At 53.3% G+C, this 17355-nt stretch carries 18 protein-coding genes and 1 other RNA gene; 11 read left to right on the forward strand and 8 right to left on the reverse strand.

Annotated features, from left to right (window positions below):
* Positions 1–307: 307 nt before the first annotated feature.
* Positions 308–625, forward strand: a complete 318-nt coding sequence (locus ACJJIP_RS00755) for a helix-turn-helix domain-containing protein (RefSeq protein WP_444946026.1) — start codon at positions 308–310, stop codon at positions 623–625.
* Positions 626–657: 32 nt separating this feature from the next.
* Here the strand turns inward: ACJJIP_RS00755 and ACJJIP_RS00760 are convergent, their stop codons facing one another.
* From ACJJIP_RS00760 to rpiA, 3 genes are all read right to left on the reverse strand, one after another.
* On the reverse strand, positions 658–1053 hold the full coding sequence (locus ACJJIP_RS00760; protein WP_020414247.1) for a DUF4168 domain-containing protein: 396 nt from the start codon (positions 1051–1053) through the stop codon (positions 658–660).
* A gap of 204 nt (positions 1054–1257) precedes the next feature.
* Positions 1258–1887: a transglycosylase SLT domain-containing protein gene (locus ACJJIP_RS00765; protein ID WP_020414248.1), complete on the reverse strand. Its 630-nt coding sequence runs from the start codon at positions 1885–1887 to the stop codon at positions 1258–1260.
* 15 nt (positions 1888–1902) lie between these two features.
* The gene (gene rpiA, locus ACJJIP_RS00770; RefSeq protein ID WP_444946027.1) at positions 1903–2574 is read right to left on the reverse strand and encodes a ribose-5-phosphate isomerase RpiA; all 672 of its coding nucleotides are present in this window, start codon (positions 2572–2574) and stop codon (positions 1903–1905) included.
* Positions 2575–2789: 215 nt separating this feature from the next.
* Between rpiA and ilvA the strand changes: the two genes are divergently transcribed.
* Together ilvA and ACJJIP_RS00780 are read left to right on the forward strand one after the other, a co-directional pair.
* Complete coding sequence (gene ilvA, locus ACJJIP_RS00775) at positions 2790–4304, forward strand: threonine ammonia-lyase, biosynthetic (protein WP_444946028.1); 1515 nt, start codon at positions 2790–2792, stop codon at positions 4302–4304.
* A gap of 245 nt (positions 4305–4549) precedes the next feature.
* A complete protein-coding gene (locus tag ACJJIP_RS00780) occupies positions 4550–4687 on the forward strand; it encodes a hypothetical protein (protein ID WP_157533578.1) in 138 nt (45 codons plus the stop codon).
* 87 nt (positions 4688–4774) lie between these two features.
* On the opposite strand, the gene ACJJIP_RS00785 is transcribed toward ACJJIP_RS00780, so the two are convergent.
* From ACJJIP_RS00785 to ACJJIP_RS00800, 4 genes are all read right to left on the reverse strand, one after another.
* A complete protein-coding gene (locus ACJJIP_RS00785; protein ID WP_020414252.1) occupies positions 4775–5353 on the reverse strand; it encodes a 5-formyltetrahydrofolate cyclo-ligase in 579 nt (192 codons plus the stop codon).
* Positions 5354–5380: 27 nt separating this feature from the next.
* Positions 5381–5561: non-coding RNA, 6S RNA (gene ssrS, locus ACJJIP_RS00790), on the reverse strand.
* 85 nt (positions 5562–5646) lie between these two features.
* Positions 5647–5985 carry a cell division protein ZapA gene (locus tag ACJJIP_RS00795; RefSeq protein ID WP_020414253.1) on the reverse strand — a complete coding sequence of 113 codons (339 nt, stop codon included), beginning with the start codon at positions 5983–5985 and terminating at the stop codon, positions 5647–5649.
* Positions 5985–6188 (reverse strand): TIGR02449 family protein, encoded by a 204-nt coding sequence (locus ACJJIP_RS00800; protein ID WP_020414254.1) that lies wholly within the window; start codon positions 6186–6188, stop codon positions 5985–5987. The genes ACJJIP_RS00795 and ACJJIP_RS00800 overlap by 1 nt, the downstream gene beginning before the upstream one ends.
* A 74-nt stretch (positions 6189–6262) precedes the next feature.
* Between ACJJIP_RS00800 and ACJJIP_RS00805 the strand changes: the two genes are divergently transcribed.
* From ACJJIP_RS00805 to gcvH, 8 genes are all read left to right on the forward strand, one after another.
* Entirely contained in the window at positions 6263–6949 is a 687-nt protein-coding gene (locus ACJJIP_RS00805) for a UPF0149 family protein (protein WP_444946906.1), read from the forward strand.
* The gene (locus ACJJIP_RS00810) at positions 6949–8298 is read left to right on the forward strand and encodes an aminopeptidase P N-terminal domain-containing protein (RefSeq protein ID WP_282952245.1); all 1350 of its coding nucleotides are present in this window, start codon (positions 6949–6951) and stop codon (positions 8296–8298) included. Before ACJJIP_RS00805 ends, ACJJIP_RS00810 begins: the two co-directional genes overlap by 1 nt.
* A 68-nt stretch (positions 8299–8366) precedes the next feature.
* The gene (locus tag ACJJIP_RS00815) at positions 8367–9608 is read left to right on the forward strand and encodes an FAD-dependent monooxygenase (RefSeq protein WP_444946029.1); all 1242 of its coding nucleotides are present in this window, start codon (positions 8367–8369) and stop codon (positions 9606–9608) included.
* A 41-nt stretch (positions 9609–9649) separates the two neighbouring features.
* Complete coding sequence (locus ACJJIP_RS00820) at positions 9650–10885, forward strand: UbiH/UbiF/VisC/COQ6 family ubiquinone biosynthesis hydroxylase (protein ID WP_020414258.1); 1236 nt, start codon at positions 9650–9652, stop codon at positions 10883–10885.
* 107 nt (positions 10886–10992) lie between these two features.
* On the forward strand, positions 10993–11955 hold the full coding sequence (locus tag ACJJIP_RS00825) for a rhomboid family intramembrane serine protease (protein WP_444946030.1): 963 nt from the start codon (positions 10993–10995) through the stop codon (positions 11953–11955).
* 173 nt (positions 11956–12128) lie between these two features.
* A complete protein-coding gene (locus tag ACJJIP_RS00830; protein ID WP_444946031.1) occupies positions 12129–13244 on the forward strand; it encodes a CNNM domain-containing protein in 1116 nt (371 codons plus the stop codon).
* A 203-nt stretch (positions 13245–13447) separates the two neighbouring features.
* A complete protein-coding gene (gene gcvT, locus ACJJIP_RS00835; RefSeq protein WP_282952249.1) occupies positions 13448–14536 on the forward strand; it encodes a glycine cleavage system aminomethyltransferase GcvT in 1089 nt (362 codons plus the stop codon).
* Between the two features lie 66 nt (positions 14537–14602).
* A complete protein-coding gene (gene gcvH / locus ACJJIP_RS00840; protein WP_020414262.1) occupies positions 14603–14989 on the forward strand; it encodes a glycine cleavage system protein GcvH in 387 nt (128 codons plus the stop codon).
* 70 nt (positions 14990–15059) lie between these two features.
* Here the strand turns inward: gcvH and ptsP are convergent, their stop codons facing one another.
* Positions 15060–17327, reverse strand: coding sequence for a phosphoenolpyruvate--protein phosphotransferase (gene ptsP / locus ACJJIP_RS00845; protein WP_444946032.1), 2268 nt, complete (start codon positions 17325–17327; stop codon positions 15060–15062).
* Positions 17328–17355: the final 28 nt, after the last annotated feature.

Here is a 17355-nt window from a genome sequence, read left to right on the forward strand (position 1 = left end):
TATCGCCGGTGGGAGTAACAAAGTGATAAGGGAGGTGACCTCTATCGATCAATAGAATGGCGCGAAATGTGCCTGATGCTCTTTTCTAATATTGAAATCTCTGCTGCTAATTACATGTTTTTATTCATTATTTAGGTTTAAACGAAAAATTTCATCCCGTTTCGTTGTAGTGCTTATCGGGTAGCTCGCTGGAAGCGCTTACTTTGGAAAAAGGCCTGCGGCGGGAGAGGATGAGGTCGTCTAATCACTAGACCTCAAGGTCATAGAGGTTAACAATTAAGCTACATGCCAATGAGGGAGTGGCCAAATGCCGTCCGCAACTGTTGAGAGCCAGCTGAATCCGACAATCTGTCGGCGCATGTTGATTGCATACTTAATTGAGCAGATTCCCCGCCCGAATAATCCGGCCCTGGAAGAGGTGACTGGTTGGCCGCGCCGCACAGTGCAGGACATAATCGCCAAGGGGCTGCCTGGTCACGGAACCCGAGTGGAATTCGTCCAGGAGGGAGTGCGCCACAACGATGGCTATTATCTGCTGCGAGACTGGGGGTCTTTTGATCGAGCCTGGGTGAAAAGTAATTTGCCGGTCATTTGCCAGGTGTTGGAAATCACCCTGGATGACTAGTGCGGCACATCAGGTTGATGTGCCGCCTGTATTCATTGCTGCGGCTTGGTATGGGTTTGTTGCAGTATCTTATTAACTTTCTCCAACAGTGCCGGGTTGGATTTAATGCTGTTGGCTATTTCCTGGTATTTGCTCTTGGATAAGCCTGTTTTCTCGATTGCCGCAATCATTTTGCCTTGGGCCTCTTTATTAAGAGCCTCGGCTTCCTTGATATCAGCAGCAGCCTTAAGTTTTGGGGCATATTCCCGACTCAGCATGACAATAGAACGGTAGGCGTCGGCAAACTGCTTGAGCTGAGGTTCACTGAAGGATACCTTGGGGGCACTGGTTTTCGGGGCGTTAGCCTGAGGGGACGCGGGTTGTGCAGCGACGAATGGGACAGTGAGCAGCAGGGCAAATAGGGTTAGGAATTTGGCAAAGGGCTTCATTGGGCACTCCAAAGTCGGTGGACGCTTTTGCTTCTCAGAGGGAGCACCCAGCGTCACGTTAGGGCAATGGGCGTTATGTACGGAACTAGGTGAGAGCTTAGTGCTTTCAGCTATGGGACATTAGTTTCAGGGTAGCCAGTTTCGGCGCGGACGTGGCGCCTTTCCCCGCCACTCGCGCGAATTTTTGATCTCGACTGGTTGGACCTAAAAAAGACCGAGGAATTTCTTGCGCCTCTTTAGGGATTGCTCGCAGCTATTAAGTTGTTGCTGATAGCGCTGGGCACGCGCGGAGACCTTATGTGACACCTTCTTGAGCCAGGCCTTATTTTTAAAGCTGCGTCGATTAAAACCACCGTGTCCTTCGTGATAGGCCAGATACAGGTGATAACTGTCTCTGGACTGGATTTGGCAGCGGCGCGCACTCGTGTTGTTATACCAGCCGACAAAGTCTATGGCATCGCCAAAATCATCCCGGTCCGCACCATAACTAAATGTGGAACGTTGATATCCGCGCCAAGTATTTTTCAGTGCTTGAGCATAACCATAGGCATCTGAGGGGCGGGGTCCGGGAATAAAGCCCAGTATCTTGCTGCGCGGTGGGCGCGCATCATGTACGAAGCGCGATTCCTGATGCAGGATTGCCATCATCACTGCAACCGGGGAGCCCCATTCCTCCTCTGCCGCCTTGGCGTCGTCATACCAGCCTTTTTTCTCGCGGAAAATAGAACAGATATTGTCAGGGTTACTGGGTGGGCTAGTGGCGCAGCCCACGCTCAGGACAGTGGCGCCAAGCAGCGCCACCAGAATTCCATTTTTTTTATTATTTTCTTGCATAAATTTACTGCACAGTTAGGCGGTGATGGTTTTGACTCCGGTGCTGGTTCCGAGCAGTAGCAAGTCTGCTGGGCGCTTGGCAAAGATGCCATTGGTAACCACACCGGTAATATTATTGATTGCTTCTTCCAGTGCGACAGGTTGTTCGATCTTTAGATTGTACACATCGAGAATTGCATTGCCGTTATCGGTAATAACCCCCTGGCGGTAAACCGGGTCCCCGCCGAGCTTGACCAGCTCTCGGGCTACCAGGGAGCGCGCCATGGGAATCACCTCCACCGGCAGTGGAAAGTCTCCAAGGATCTTTACAGACTTACTCTCATCGGCGATGCAGATAAACTCATCGGAACAAGCCGCGACAATCTTCTCCCTAGTTAGGGCGGCACCGCCTCCCTTGACTAGTTCCAGTGCCGGATTAGCTTCATCGGCACCGTCTACATAAAATTGGATGCTATCTACACTATTCAGCTCATAGACCGGAATTCCATGAGATTTTAGCCTTTGTGCCGAGGCTTCTGAGCTGGCGACAGTACCGTCGAACTTGCCTTTGATCTCCGCCAGATTGTCGATAAAGAAATTGGCTGTGGAGCCTGTGCCCACTCCGACGATGGAGTCAGCTTCCAGGCGAGGGGAGATATAGTCTATAGCGGCGCGGGCAGTGGCCTGCTTCAGTTCATCCTGGGTCATACTCTGGATAGTTTCCTGTGCAATTATTTATGCTTTATTTTTACCTTTCGACAAAAAAAAGCGCAATAAGGCCAAATTGTTGGCAATTGTGCTGATCAAGACTTAGACTGGCCTGCCGGTGTTGCGCGTGCTGGGAGTGTTTTGCCAGTGCTTACGCTACTAGGCTTTCCTGAGTCGTGCATAGAAATTAATCGCAACGGCAGCCGATACACATCATGCCCAAGTCTTATATCAAGCGCATTTTAGACGCGCGCATTTACGATGTCGCCACCGAGACGCCATTAGAACCGATGCGCCAGCTATCCCACCGCCTGGGTAACCGCATTCTGCTCAAGCGGGAAGACCTGCAGCCAGTATTTTCCTTCAAAATTCGCGGTGCTTATAACAAGTTGTTACAACTGCCCCCTGAGCAACGTGCTCGTGGGGTAATCACGGCATCGGCTGGCAATCATGCTCAGGGATTGGCATTGGGTGCAGCCCAGTTGGGGGTGCGTGCAACGATTGTGATGCCGAAGACCACACCTCTGATCAAAGTTAATGCTGTGAGAATGCGCGGAGCTGAAGTGGTATTACACGGGGATACCTTTGATGAGGCTGCCGCGCGTGCCAGGAAACTAGTGAAGGAACGCGACCTGGTTTTTGTACACCCCTATGACGACCCGGATGTGATCGCTGGCCAGGGAACTGTGGCTATGGAGATGCTGCGCCAATACTCTGGCAACCTTGAAGCTGTATTTATTCCCGTGGGTGGAGGTGGGCTGGCTGCCGGCATGGCTACCTACATCAAGTATGTAAGGCCGGAAACAAAGGTTTATGCGGTGGAGCCTGAAGATGCCGCATGCTTGAAAGTTGCCCTGGAAAGTGGAGAGCGTTTGCGCCTACCCCAAGTAGGGTTGTTTGCTGATGGTGTTGCCGTAGCGCAAATTGGTGAGGAGACATTCCGAGTTCTAAGTGAAACAGTGGATGGTGTGATCACCGTGAGTACCGATGAGATCTGTGCAGCGATTAAAGATATTTTTGAGGATACCCGTTCTATCGCCGAGCCGGCTGGGGCTGTTGGGTTGGCGGGGCTGAAGAGGTTTATTGAACAGACTGATTGCCGCAATTCGGCTCTCGCCACTGTTTGTAGCGGAGCCAACATCAACTTCGATCGGCTGCGTTATATTAGCGAGCGCACAGAAACTGGCGAAAAGCGCGAGGCGGTACTTGCGGTTCGTATTCCCGAAAGCCCAGGCAGCTACCTGAGATTTTGTCGTGACTTAGGTGACAGGGCTATTACCGAGTTTAATTATCGCTATGCAGGAGATGAAGAGGCACATATTTTTGTTGGCCTGCAGGTGGCTACCGATAACGATCGGCGCCAGATGGTCGACAAGCTTAAAGAGGGCGGTTATCGGGTAACTGACCTTACCGAGAATGAGATGGCAAAGTTACATATTCGCCACTTGGTGGGGGGGCGGGTACCTGGATTACACGATGAAGTTGTATACCGCTTTGAATTTCCTGAGCGGCCCGGAGCCTTGCGGAAGTTTCTCGAGCACTTGGCCGGCCGCTGGAATATTACCTTGTTCCACTATCGTAACCATGGTGCTGCGTATGGGCGGGTATTGGTTGGGTTGCAAGTCGAGCCCGAGGCTCGCACAGAACTTTTGGATTTACTTGAGCAGCTGCAATATCCCTTTTGGGATGAAACGGAAAATCCAGCTTACCGCTTTTTCTTGGGTAGCTGAGGTGAAGAGAAACCTTTAATTGGGTTAAGCGTCTCAGAAGTTATTGGGGTGTAGACTGTAATTTCTGCTTTGTCGAACCCCTTTGCGTAAAAATGCGACAAAAAACGCATAAATTATCCAATAAACAGTTACTATCACGCCGATTCTTCAGTATCTTCTTTGATCGTGGAACTTTTGCTATGGCTCAGGTCATATGCGAGGCGAAACGCATATAACAAAAAAATTGATTGTACAGGATGGTCCCAATGAAAGCCGATGCGCTGACAATCGCTGTGGTTGTCTTTGTCGCGGGCGTTCTGCTGAGCACCAGTGGTTTGACCGAGGTATTTGCCTCGGAATCTGAGCCACCGGCTGCTCTGCAACAGGGAGTGGTTACCCGTTAGGCTGATGCCGGGGGGCGCTCTGCCCACGAAACAGCAAAAAAGGCCGAATACTTAAAGTGTTCGGCCTTTTTTGTTTTAACTCCAACATTAACGGCAGCGATAGATACGCTTTTCTGTCACCACCATATCCAAAGGTATATCCCAATTGTCCGTCGGCAATTGCTCCACGCATTGCAGTTGGTGGGCAGCGCCAATCAGCTGTGGCCCGGTACCCGGCAGCAGTAGTTTGTGTTCGAAAGTTCGGTCGTAAAAGCCTGCACCCATACCCAGGCGGGCGCCGCTGGGGTCAAAGGCCACCAACGGTACCAGTACCAAATCCAATAAATTCGGTGCTCGACTGGGGCTGCGTACCGGCTCGGGAATATTAAAGCGATTTCGGAATGACAATGGTTCGCCAGCCCAGCGCCTAAAGCCGAGGTGCGGATGTGGCTCTACAGGCAGTACCGGCAAGTAAAAATACTTATTGGGATAACGCCGTAACAAATGACGAACATCCAGTTCACCATCCATAGGCCAAAACATACCGATATGGCGGGCGCGTTTTATCTGTGGTATTCGGCTCAATAAGGTAATTGCTGCACGACCATGCAAACGCTGCTGATAAGCACTGAGCCCCCGCCGTCCCGCACGCATACGTTGGCGCAGTTGCGTTTTATTTTCACTCATTAGTAGGGGAATGACTGGAGATGAAATAGGAACCCCGAGTGTGCGGCTGTAGACGGAGCCTTGAACCGTAAGGTTCAAGGTGGTGGGATCCGGAGTACATAAGGCTTTCCGCTGCATGGCGGACCTGCGCACCAGCACCCGCTGGAAACCACCGGGGTAAGATTATCGGCTCAAGGACATAGTCTGCTGGCCAACACCCCAGGGTATAGGTTAATTATAACTTGGGCAGGGGGGGGTGTTAACTGGAAATTTAAAGGAAATTGTTGTGCCTGTAATTAGGAAGGCGTATACCTTTATCCTTGCGGTGACTGGGTTTCCTGCTCCGGGTCTATCTCACCTAACGCATTTTGTACTTTGTCCTTTAGGCGGTCGATCATTTCCTCCTGGAGAGGAATACTACTCAATTCCGCTTTGGCCTGGATCAATTCGTGAGCAATATTCAGTGCGGCCATAACGGCGATACGCTCAATGCCAATAACGGTACCCGTTGAGCGGATACGCGCCATGCGCTCGTGCAGAAGGTGCGCGGAAGCCTGCAGGCCTGCGCGCTCGTGGTCTGCACAGGCCACACGGTACTCTTTGCCCAGAATAGATACGGTGACTGTTTCAGATGTTGGTACGGAGTCAGACATCAGGAATCTTGCGTTAGCCCTTTAAGACGATTAATCATAGCTTCGACCCGCGAGCGGGCGGCCTCATTATTTTTTATCAGGCGCTGGCGCTCGCGTAGCCAGTCGGCTTCCTGCCGGCGCAGTTCACGATTGTCTTCGGCCAGCTGTTGGCAGCGGGCGATCAGTGAATCCACAGTGCTTTCTAACGCTTGCAGCTTATCCATATTTCCTGCGTTTGGGGTCGACGTCTGGGTTCGCAACACGACAGACTGCGAGGGATTCCGCTACTATATTGCCGGTGAAAAGGTGGGTCAATCGCTCCACCTGCGCGGGCAATCACAAAATTGTCCTGAAAACACAAGTTCTTTTCCATGCTGCTGCTATTGCACGCATTGAATATATCCCGATCAAGAAAAATTGCACGGTAACTATGACATCAGAAACCAACCGATTTGAGCTTCTTGCTAATGCTATTCTCTCGGCCGGCGGCCAGGCGGATCCCAGTGAGCTGCACGGCTTTATCTGTGGCATATTGGCTGCAGGTGCGGAGCCGGACAAAAAACGCTGGCAGCATGAACTGACGGAACTTCTCGATTTGGAGGCTGTGCCGGCGGATTTAAACAAGGATTTTCTGCAATTAGCGAAAGAGAGCCAAAAGCAGCTCAGTGATACCGACTTTTCTTTCCGACTGGTGCTCTGTGACGATGACGATATTGTCGCGCGTACTCTGGCGCTAGGGCATTGGTGCGAAGGTTTTTTACACGGTTTCGGTATTGGTAGTGCCAAGGGGAAGCTGCTTCCCACCAGCGATGAAGCTCTGAAGGACATTGGTGCAATTTCACAAGTAGATGCCGATCATGTAGAGGAGAGTGAGGAGAACGAACAACAGCTGCTGGAATTACAGGAGTACGTGCGCGTCGCGGTACTCAATATCTTCACCGAAGTGCGCGGCAAGCAATCCGATAGCGGTCCAACTGTACACTAATGTCCAATAGCGGAAAAAAAGCGGTAATCAGCAAGACGGAGTATATCCGTCGTCGCGCCCGCCTGATGGCTGAACTGGCGCCAGACAGCTTGGCGATTGTCTCTTCGGCTGGTGAACAACTGCGATCCCGCGATACTTTCTTCCCCTTCCGCCAGGACAGTGATTTTCTCTACCTGAGTGGGTTTGAAGAGCCTGAAGCCCTGTTGGTTCTGGTGCCGGGACGCACCCAGGGCGAAACCCTGTTGTTTTGTCGTGAGTGCGATGCGGAAAAGGAAATGTGGGATGGGCCGCGGCTTGGCCCGGAACAGGCTGTGCAGCGGCTTGGTTTATCTGATGCTTTTCCGATAGGTGATCTCGATGACATTTTGCCTGGGCTGCTGGAAGGGCGTGAACGTATTTATTTTCCCATGGGACGCTATGCCCACCTCGACCGGCGTATTCGCAGCTATTTGCAAAATATTACCGAGGCTCCAGGCAGCAAGGGTGCCCCGGAGATGGTGGACTTGGATTACCAATTGCGTGAGTTGCGCTTGATTAAGAGCGCGCAGGAACTGCGTCTGATGGCGCAAGCGGCAGAAATCAGTGCTACAGCACACCGCCGAGCCATGGCACGCTGCCAGCCAGGCCTCTATGAATATCAACTGGAGGCGACCTTGCTGCATTCCTTTGTCGATGCTGGTGCAAGAGAGACGGCCTACCCAACCATTGTCGGCAGTGGTCGCAATGCCTTGGTTATGCATTATTGCAGCAACCAGGCAAAGATGAGTGATGGCGATCTGGTGTTAGTGGATGCTGGCTGTGAGTACCGCGGTTACGTGGCGGATATCACGAGAACTTATCCGGTGAATGGCCGTTTTAATGGCGCACAAAAAGCACTGTATGAAATTGTTTTGTCCGCGCAGCTGGCTGCCATCGAGCGGGTACAGGCCGGCAACCATTGGGATGAGCCTCATATAGCTAGCGTTGAGGTAATTACTCAGGGGTTGGTAGATCTGGGGCTGTTGCAAGGCGACTTAGTGAGTTTGATTGAAGCAGGTGCTTACCAGCGCTTTTATATGCACCGGGTAGGCCACTGGTTGGGAATGGATGTACACGATGTCGGAGACTACCGGGTACATGGCGCCTGGCGCCAGTTGGAGCCCGGCATGGTGATGACCATCGAGCCGGGTATTTATGTGCCCTTGAACGACAAGAGCGTTGCAACAGAGTTTCGGGGAATTGGTATTCGCATTGAAGATGACGTGGCCCTAACTGGCGAAGGGGTGGAAGTCCTATCCGCCGCAGCGCCAAAGTCTGTAGAAGAGATCGAATATGCAATGCGTCATGGGCGGGATTTACTGACCCGCTAAAAATAGCACTAAGAGTTTGCGGCTTACGGGCCCTTTACATTGATGGATAGAGAGCCTGGGGGAGTTTTATGACTGAGGCAGGTCAACAATTTGATGTGGCTATCGTTGGTGGGGGTATGGCCGGTGCCAGTCTGGCGCTTATGCTGGCACATTTTTGCCCTCAGCTGAGTGTTGCACTGCTGGAACAGAGAGCGCTACCTGATGCCTCTGCCAGTGTCCAGTTGCCCAGCTTTGACACCCGCGCCACAGCTATCGCCGCTGGCAGCTTACAGTTATTCCAACAGCTGGGTTTGTGGTCCGCCTTACGTGAATATTGTGCGCCCATCCAGCGTATCCAAGTGAGTGACCGTGGCCACTCTTTTGGCGCATCTCTGTCCACCCATACACAGCAGCAAGCAAGCTTCCAGGGCATGCTCGGTGCTGTGATTGAGAATGCTGCGCTTGGGCCGATCCTGCATCGCGCTTTGGCGGATACAGCGGTGCAATTGTTGGCTCCCGCAAGGGTCAGCCGGGTTCGAATGGATTCCGCAGGGGCACACCTGAATTGGAGTGCCGCTGAGCAGGGCTTTCAATATAAATTGACCACCAGGTTACTGGTTATTGCCGATGGAGTGGAATCGCCCCTATGTCGGCAGTTGGGTATAGAAATTGATACGGTAAAGTACCAACAGAGGGCCCTGGTCACTACTGTTGGTCTACAGCGGGACCATGGTGGCGTCGCTTTTGAGCGTTTTACCGCTTTGGGGCCTATGGCGTTATTGCCTTTGCAGCAACGACAGGGACGACATCGCGCTGCACTGGTGTGGGCTTGCCCAGAGAATGAGGCGGTGGCCCTCTTTACGCTGTCGGAGGAGGAGCGCCTGCTGCGTCTGCAAGAAAATTTTGGCTGGCGTGCGGGCCGTTTTGAGCGGGCTGGAGCCCTACAGGGGTACCCGCTCAGTCTGTCCTTAGCGCGGGAGCAATGGCGCCGCAACCTGGTTTTGGTTGGTAATTGCGCGCACTTCCTGCACCCGGTAGCCGGGCAGGGGTTTAACCTGACTCTGCGCGACTGCTATGCCCTGGCACAGACTTTAGCGGGCGATCAACCTGCGCAGGGTTCAAAAGCAGAATTGGATCGCCTGCGGGCCTATGGTCGATGTCGCAGTTTTGACCAGCAGTTGACTGTTGGGTTTAGTGACCAAATACCGTCACTATTCACATCAGAGAACCCCTTTCAGCAAGTTGTGCGCCAAATGGGTTTGCTCGGCCTTACACTGGTACCGCCGCTGAGAGCGGAGTTTGTCAGCCAGGCGGCAGGATTTGGGCTTTAACGGTGCCCTTGTGAGGGTGCAACAGCGGAATTGGCTTGAATATGAATAGACACCGTTTGGACTTTGCCATTGTTGGCGCAGGTATGGTGGGGATGGCCCAGGCCGCACTGTTGGCGGTGCGCCACCCGGATATGCGTCTTGCCCTGCTGGAGGCCTCCGAGGGGACTGTGCCGGAACCCTCCCAAAATTATGAGCCTCGAGTGGTGGCTTTAACTCAAGCTTCACGGGAGTTACTTGAGGAGGTTGGTGCCTGGGCGGAGATTTCTGCGCGCCGCGCCTGCCCATATGTGGAAATGCGAGTCTGGGATGCCGACGGCACCGGTTCAGTAAGGTTTAACAGCCGCGATGTGCAATTACCAAATCTCGGCCATATTGTTGAAAACAATGTGATTGTTGCTGCTTTGAGGGCCCGGCTTGAGGCACTGCCGAATGTGGAGCTGGTCAATGGCTTTCGTTTGGAAAGTTGGTGGCGAGACTGTGGGCTTTGGCACTTACAGCCGCGTGGTGAGCAGCTTAATGACATAGAAGAGTTGCGTGAGCGGGCCGAGATAGTGCGCACCCGCCTGCTGATTGGGGCCGATGGCGCTCGTTCTAAAGTGCGAGACCTGCTCCGAATTCGCTGCCAGGATACGGATTATCATCAGGCAGCCCTGGTATGTGTCGCTCGCTGCGAAAAGCCTCATCGCCATACCGCTTGGCAGCGTTTCCTGCAGAGTGGCCCCCTGGCATTCCTGCCTCTAGCTGGACTCGGGGATGACAATCACTGTGCCGTTGTCTGGTCGGCGGATGACCCACTCGCTCGGGAGCTGCTGATGTTGGATGACCAGGCCTTCGCTCTGAATCTGGAAAAAGCTTTCGAAAGTCGGCTCGGTAAAGTCGAATCAGTGAGCGAGCGCTTTTCTTTTCCTCTGCGTGCTCGCCATGCGGAGCGCTATCATGGCCCCGGTGCCGTGCTGGTTGGGGACGCGGCCCATAGTATCCATCCTCTGGCTGGACAGGGCGTGAATCTTGGGTTCCAGGATGTGCGTGTTCTCACCGATGAAGTAGACCGTGCCTTGTCCCGCGGGCTGGAACCTGCACACGCCTCGGTGTTGGCGCGTTACGAACGTCGTCGCCGCGGGGATAATGCTGCAACCTTAAAAGCCATGAGTGCGTTTAAATCTCTGTTTGGTGCTGGCGATTTGCACTGGCGCTGGCTGCGCAATACTGGCTTGAGTATGGTGGACGCCAGCCCCATGTTAAAAAAGCGTATCATTCTGCGGGCCATGGCGGTGTAGTGAGAGCTTGCCCCTTGTAATTGCCGTTAAAATATAGCGCCGGTAAGTGCAAAAGGGCCCGTTGGAATGAGTGATGTCAGGCAATCCAATTAGAAGGGTTTACCGATTTGAGCCAGTGGTTAGTTATTTATTCCTTTCCTCTTTCGAAGGATCTCTGTGCACTGGCGCATTTTATTCAACGTTATCAACTGCCGTTGCGAATCGTTGAGGAGAAAAACCGGCAGCAGATAATGACCTTTGATGGCAACCTAGCAGAAGTACTTAAACCCCTGCTGCAGCGCTGGGATGCTGGTGAAGTTGACCTCGACAGGGTCCAGTTACAAGCTGCTCAGCCAAATGGTGCGCCTGATTCGGCAGTTGAAGCGAATGATCCCGAGACGGAATCAGCGCATCAACCTAAAAAAAATGTATCGTCTGAACAGGCACATAACCAAGTCTCAGTGTTACCAAGTTTTCCCCTGGATAAGACACCAGTCAGCCTCTTGTTGATTGCACTATGTTTTGTTGGCTGGTTTCTGCAAGCGAATAATTTTTCCAGTGCTTTGCTGATCTACCCGGATCAAACGGGCAATCCTCTCTCAGATTCCTCTCTTGCCTGGCATCTACAAAATGGGCAGTGGTGGCGGTTGTTGACACCAGCTATTGTGCACTTTTCTCTGCCCCATGCTTTGTTCAATGCTTTGGGTATTTGGATATTAGGTCGGCCATTGGAAGCCCGGGGTGGCAGCCTCATGTATACGTTGCTGGTACTTATCGGGGCTATCGTCTCCAATCTTTCCCAGTATTTGTGGGAGCCGAGGGTTCTTTTTGGTGGTATGTCTGGAGTGGTGTATGGCCTTGTAGGGTTTGCTTTGGTAGTGCAGCGTTTTCAGCCAGCATGGCGTGATATTCCCGTAGGTATTATCACCGTGGCTTTGGTTTGGCTGGTTTTATGCGCTTTGGGGGTTGTGACATTTTTCACCGGAGTCGGGGTTGCAAACGCAGCACATATAGGGGGCTTCGTTAGCGGCTTAGTCGTTGCTTTAGTGTATTGCGTTGTGGGCGGGGGGCGGAAGTTTATTCCAGGCTGAACCGCTCCCTAAGGTGCACTTGCGTTTGTTGTTCCTGTTTTGATAAGTGGGGCCTTGTCCGGCTGTTATTGGCCCATTTGGTAATATTTTTGCTTTTTTAGCTTGTTACAGGCTTGTTGTGTCGTTGGCAGTACGCAAAAATTCAATTCCAGTTTTTCTGTAACCAGGGATATATGCTTCTCTTAATTACTTATGTATTTATCGCTCTCGGTTTCTCCTTTTTGTGCTCTATAGCCGAGTCCGTCATTCTCAGTGTAACAACGCCCTACGTGCGACTATTGGAGCGCGAGGGACATAAGGCCGGCCCTCTGCTACGTAAACTCAAGGGGGATATCAATGCGCCCCTGGCCGCAATTCTTACCCTGAATACCATCGCTCATACCGCCGGTGCTGCCGGGGCTGGAGCCCAGGCAGCGGCGGTTTTTGGCAATCAATACCTGACAATTGCCTCTGTGATCCTGACACTGTTAATTCTGGTTTTTTCTGAGATTATCCCCAAAACCCTGGGTGCGGTTTATTGGCGTCAACTGGCACCATTTACTGCTTACGGGTTGCGGGGGCTGGTTTGGCTGCTCTATCCGTTTGTCAAAATGTCTGAATTGTTAACCCGCGGTCTCTCCCATGGGCCGACCCTGACCGGCTTTAGCCGCGATGAATTTGCGATTATGGCCGAGATTGGTGAGGCTGAGGGTCAGCTGGAACAGCGTGAGTCCAATATTTTACGCAATCTCTTTTTTACCCTGCGGGATCACTCGGTACGAGAGGTGATGACTCCACGCACCGTGGTTTTTTCCCTGCCCCAGGATGCAACATTGGCTGAGGCTTATGAGGAAGTTGAAAAAGGGCGCTTCTCGCGTATCCCTGTTTATGAAAATCGCGATCCAGATTGCGTTGTAGGTTTTGTACTTAAACAGGAGCTTTTACTTGCTTATGCCAAGGGAGAGCGCGAGCGTAAGTTGGAGGATTTCCGCCGTGAGATGCTGATGCTGCCGGAAACTGCCACGATCTATCAGGCCTTCCAGAAAATGCTATCTCGTCGGGTGCAGATCAGCGCAGTGCTGGATGAGTATGGTGGCCTTGAGGGATTGATTACCCTTGAGGATCTTCTTGAGACCTTGCTCGGTGAAGAGATTGTCGATGAGGCGGATAAAACCCCTGATCGCCAGGAGTTGGCTAAGCGACTGTGGCGTTGGCGCTCCAAAAAATATGGTCTAAAGGTGGACGAATCGGCTCAAGAAGAGAAAAAACCAGAAGAAAGCAATAAGGAGAGTGAGCGTCCGCGGGACTAATCTATCCGCTCTTCATGCCACTTTTTTTACTACCGGTGGCACCAGCGGAATCTTTGACGGCCTCCGGCATTCTGCGCAGGTTTTAGTCCCGGCGGCTGCTAAGCTTGCTGACCATAAATGTCGCCGCGGATAGCCTGCTGGCAAGGTCTGTACTCAAGCCGCTAGAATACGCCGCTTCGGAACCTGACGGACTGAGAATTAAGATGGGAAACAGAACGCCTTTGTATGACACACATGTCGCCATGGGTGGCAAAATAGTGGACTTCGGTGGATGGGACATGCCGCTACACTACGGCTCCCAGCTGGATGAGCATAATAAGGTGCGCACCGATGCGGGGATGTTCGATGTCTCCCACATGACCGTAGTAGATGTCGATGGGCCCGCTGCTCGCGACTACCTGCGTTATTTGCTGGCCAATGATGTGGCCAAGCTAGACGGCAAGCCTGGCAAGGCTCTCTACACTGGTATGCTCAATGACCAAGGCGGTGTAATCGACGACTTGATCGTCTACCTGCGTGATCCTGGTTATCGAGTGGTGGTGAACTGCGCGACCCGCGACAAAGACTTAGCCTGGATGAACAAGCAGGCAGAATCTTTTGATGTGACTCTCACAGAGCGTCCTCATCTTGCAATGATCGCTATCCAAGGTCCCAATGCAATCGCTAAAACCAAGGAAGTCCTGGGTATCGACTGGACTGCGGCAATCGATGCGTTGAAAGTATTTGAAAGTGTGGCCCGTGGTGATTGGTTTGTGGCGCGCACCGGTTATACCGGTGAAGATGGCCTGGAAATCATGCTCTCGGGTGAGGACGCCAGCGGCTTCTGGCGCGCTCTCGCCGATGCTGGCGTAGCGCCTTGTGGTTTGGGTGCTCGCGATACTCTGCGTCTGGAAGCCGGTATGAACCTCTACGGCCACGAAATGGATGAAGAGACTTCCCCACTGGTGGCCAATATGGCTTGGACCGTCGCCTGGGAGCCGGAGGGACGCAACTTTATTGGCCGTGCAGTCTTGGAAGAAGAAAAAGCGCAGGGCGTTAAGCACAAGCTGGTTGGTCTGGTCCTGGAGGAGCGCGGTGTACTGCGGGCGGGCCAACAGGTGGTGGTAGACGGTACAGAAGAGCGCGGTATCATTACCAGCGGGACCTTCTCGCCGACCCTGGGTTACTCCATTGCCATGGCGCGGGTACCGGTCAGTGTTGGCGATACCGCTGAGGTGGAAATCCGCAAAAAGCTGCAGCCAGTCAGGGTGGTGAAGCCCTGTTTCGTGCGCAATGGCAAATCGGTTATTTAAGCGTCGCCCGCAGGTGTACGCGTTGGCAAGACAATAAATTCAGATGCTTAATCAAGGGATAACAGCATGAGCGAAATCCGCAATGAACTGAAATACCTCTCCAGCCACGAGTGGGCGCGCCTTGAAGAGGATGGCACCGTAACTATCGGCATCAGCGATCATGCTCAGGATGCTCTGGGCGACGTGGTATACGTTGAAACCCCCGAAGTTGGCAGCACCCTGGCTGCAGGAGATGAGGCTGGTGTGGTCGAGTCGGTGAAAGCTGCCAGCGATATTTACTCCCCCGTTTCCGGTGAGGTTGTCGCGGTGAACGAGGCTCTGGAAGACTCTCCGGAAACCGTGAATTCTTCCCCTTACGATGATGGCTGGTTCTTCCGTATCAAGCCCAGTGACGTGAGTGAGCTGGACAATATGTTGGATGCCGAGGCGTATCGCGAGGAGTCAGCGGAGTAATTACTTCCTGCTCTCAAACAAAAAAGCCGCTGCCAAATGCAGCGGCTTTTTTGTTTGAAGAGTATCGGACTTAATGCCGTGCACTTGCTGGGCGCAGAATATTTTTGAGGCCGATCCTCTGCAAAAAGGCGCTCACGGTTTGTTCAATCTCGTCAGCGCAATCCATTTTGAGCACCTGGTGTAGAAGCAGCTCGGTATCTGCCTGGCGCACAGCGCGCAAGGTAGCCTTTACCCTTGGCAAATTGGTGGCATTCATCGATAGTCTGTCATAGCCCATTGCCACTAACAGCAGCGCCCCCCCGGGTTCGCCGGCCAGCTCTCCACAGATGCTCACCTTGGTGCCCTCTGCATGTGCAATGGTGACGATTTCCTGTAGCGCGCGAAGCACCGCGGGATGGAGGGCGTGATAGATATTGGCTACACGTGTGTTGTTGCGGTCTACCGCTAACAGATACTGGGTCAGGTCGTTACTACCTACTGAGATAAAGTCGGCGCGCTCGGCCAGCTCGCGAATCTGGTAAATGGCTGAAGGCACTTCCACCATGACACCAACCGGCGGCATTTCAATCTCATACCCTTCTTCCAGCAGCTCTCCGTAGGCGCGTTCTATTAACCTGCGCGCCGCTTCCAGTTCATTGAGCCCGCTGATCATTGGTAACATGATAAGCAGGTTGTTGAGCCCTAAGCTGGCTTTCATCATGGCGCGCACCTGCGCCAGGAATATTTCCGGATGGTCCAGGGTAACGCGGATACCGCGCCAGCCGAGGAAGGGGTTAGTTTCTTCGATAGGGAAGTAGGCCAGCGCCTTATCGCCACCGACATCCAGGGTTCGCATGGTGACCGGCATGGGCGCGAAGGCCTCCAGCTGTTCCCGGTAGATTTCCCGCTGCTCTTCCTCAGAGGGGAAGCGGTCGCGCAGCAGGAAAGGTACTTCAGTCCGAAATAGGCCCACGCCTTCCGCACCTCGTTCCAGGGAGCGCACTACATCGGCCATTAGCCCGGTATTAACTAGCAGGCAAACCCGGTGGCCATCAGCTGTTTCCGCTGGTAGCCCGGCCATATGGTCGAGGCTACGGGCAAGCTGGTGTTCCTCCTCCACAATATCGTCATAGCGGCGCTTCAGTTCCGCGCCGGGATGGATATGTAGGTCGCCCCGATAGCCGTCCACAACCATATCGACACCATCGATAGTCTCATAGGGGAGATCCTGCACCCCCATAATGGCAGGCAGACCCATGGCCCGGGCAATGATAGCTACGTGGCTATTGGAGGAGCCCTTTACAGAGACGGCGCCGATTAACTTTTCCCGTGGGACCTCAGCCAATACAGCCGCTGTTAACTCCTCCCCCACGAGAATGGTGTTATCCGGGTAGTCTCGCTCGCTCTGCTGGCGTTGATGCAGATGTGAGAGAACCCTGGAGCCCAGGTCGCGAACATCGGCTGCCCTGTCGCGAAAATAAGAATCGGACATGGCTTCAAAGCGCCTTACATGTTCGAGCATGACCTCGGCCCAGGCCCTGGGGGCACTCAATTGCTGTTGGATACGGTCGCAGACTTCAACGGCGAGAGAGTTATCGTCCAGCATACTGATATAGGCGTCGAACAGCGCACGCTCCTCGCGGTTCAGGTCTCCTTTGAGCCTTTCTCCTACTTCGCGGATTTCTTCCCTGGCAGTGCTGAGTGCTTGCTGGAATAAGGCGAGTTCGTCCTCAATATCCAAGCACAGGGAATAGGGCACGGTGGCCAGGTTGGCCTGGGGGGTGACAATATGTGCACGACCGATGGCAATGCCAGGTGAGGCGGCAATACCGGAGAAATGGGTTTCCTGGCGCTGCCTACGGATGGTGGCCAGCATACCGGTGGCCTCCGCATGCGCTATAACCCCGGCCAATTGAGCGGACAGCGTGACCAGGAAGGCTTCCTCACCCTCATCGAAACGGCGCTGTTCCTCCTGCTGGACAACCAAAACACCAAGTACGGTGCGGTGGTGAATAATCGGCGTGCCCAGAAAAGCGCTAAAGCGCTCCTCGCCAGTGGAGGGAAAATACTGGAAGGCGGGGTGAGCTTCGGCCTTTTCCAGGTTAATGGGCTCTTCGCGGGTAACCACGTTGCCCACAAGGCCCTCGCCAGGCGCCAAGTGCACTTGACCCACGGCACTTGGGAGCAGGCCATCGGTGGCCATCAGGACATAATTTCCGGATTGTTTGTCACGAAGGTATACGGAGCAGACCCGGGTATGCATCACTTCACGCACACGTCGAACAATAATTTCGAGCACCGCAGGAAGGTCTCTGGCGGTGTTTACTTCTTGAACGATACTACGTAAAGATCCGAGCAATGGCCTGTCCTCGCCAATCAACGGAGAA

It is taken from the genome of Microbulbifer variabilis (assembly GCF_052467165.1).

What these genes read in the sequence shown, in the direction of transcription:
- ACJJIP_RS00815 (WP_444946029.1), top strand. Translation starts at nt 8,367, where the DNA reads ATGACTGAGGCAGGTCAACAATTTGATGTGGCTATCGTTGGTGGGGGT.
- rpiA (WP_444946027.1), bottom strand. Translation starts at nt 2,574, where the DNA reads ATGACCCAGGATGAACTGAAGCAGGCCACTGCCCGCGCCGCTATAGAC.
- ACJJIP_RS00785 (WP_020414252.1), bottom strand. Translation starts at nt 5,353, where the DNA reads ATGAGTGAAAATAAAACGCAACTGCGCCAACGTATGCGTGCGGGACGG.
- gcvH (WP_020414262.1), top strand. Translation starts at nt 14,603, where the DNA reads ATGAGCGAAATCCGCAATGAACTGAAATACCTCTCCAGCCACGAGTGG.
- ACJJIP_RS00780 (WP_157533578.1), top strand. Translation starts at nt 4,550, where the DNA reads ATGAAAGCCGATGCGCTGACAATCGCTGTGGTTGTCTTTGTCGCGGGC.
- gcvT (WP_282952249.1), top strand. Translation starts at nt 13,448, where the DNA reads ATGGGAAACAGAACGCCTTTGTATGACACACATGTCGCCATGGGTGGC.
- ilvA (WP_444946028.1), top strand. Translation starts at nt 2,790, where the DNA reads ATGCCCAAGTCTTATATCAAGCGCATTTTAGACGCGCGCATTTACGAT.
- ACJJIP_RS00755 (WP_444946026.1), top strand. Translation starts at nt 308, where the DNA reads ATGCCGTCCGCAACTGTTGAGAGCCAGCTGAATCCGACAATCTGTCGG.
- ACJJIP_RS00810 (WP_282952245.1), top strand. Translation starts at nt 6,949, where the DNA reads ATGTCCAATAGCGGAAAAAAAGCGGTAATCAGCAAGACGGAGTATATC.
- ACJJIP_RS00820 (WP_020414258.1), top strand. Translation starts at nt 9,650, where the DNA reads ATGAATAGACACCGTTTGGACTTTGCCATTGTTGGCGCAGGTATGGTG.
- ACJJIP_RS00760 (WP_020414247.1), bottom strand. Translation starts at nt 1,053, where the DNA reads ATGAAGCCCTTTGCCAAATTCCTAACCCTATTTGCCCTGCTGCTCACT.
- ACJJIP_RS00830 (WP_444946031.1), top strand. Translation starts at nt 12,129, where the DNA reads ATGCTTCTCTTAATTACTTATGTATTTATCGCTCTCGGTTTCTCCTTT.
- ACJJIP_RS00765 (WP_020414248.1), bottom strand. Translation starts at nt 1,887, where the DNA reads ATGCAAGAAAATAATAAAAAAAATGGAATTCTGGTGGCGCTGCTTGGC.
- ACJJIP_RS00800 (WP_020414254.1), bottom strand. Translation starts at nt 6,188, where the DNA reads ATGGATAAGCTGCAAGCGTTAGAAAGCACTGTGGATTCACTGATCGCC.
- ACJJIP_RS00795 (WP_020414253.1), bottom strand. Translation starts at nt 5,985, where the DNA reads ATGTCTGACTCCGTACCAACATCTGAAACAGTCACCGTATCTATTCTG.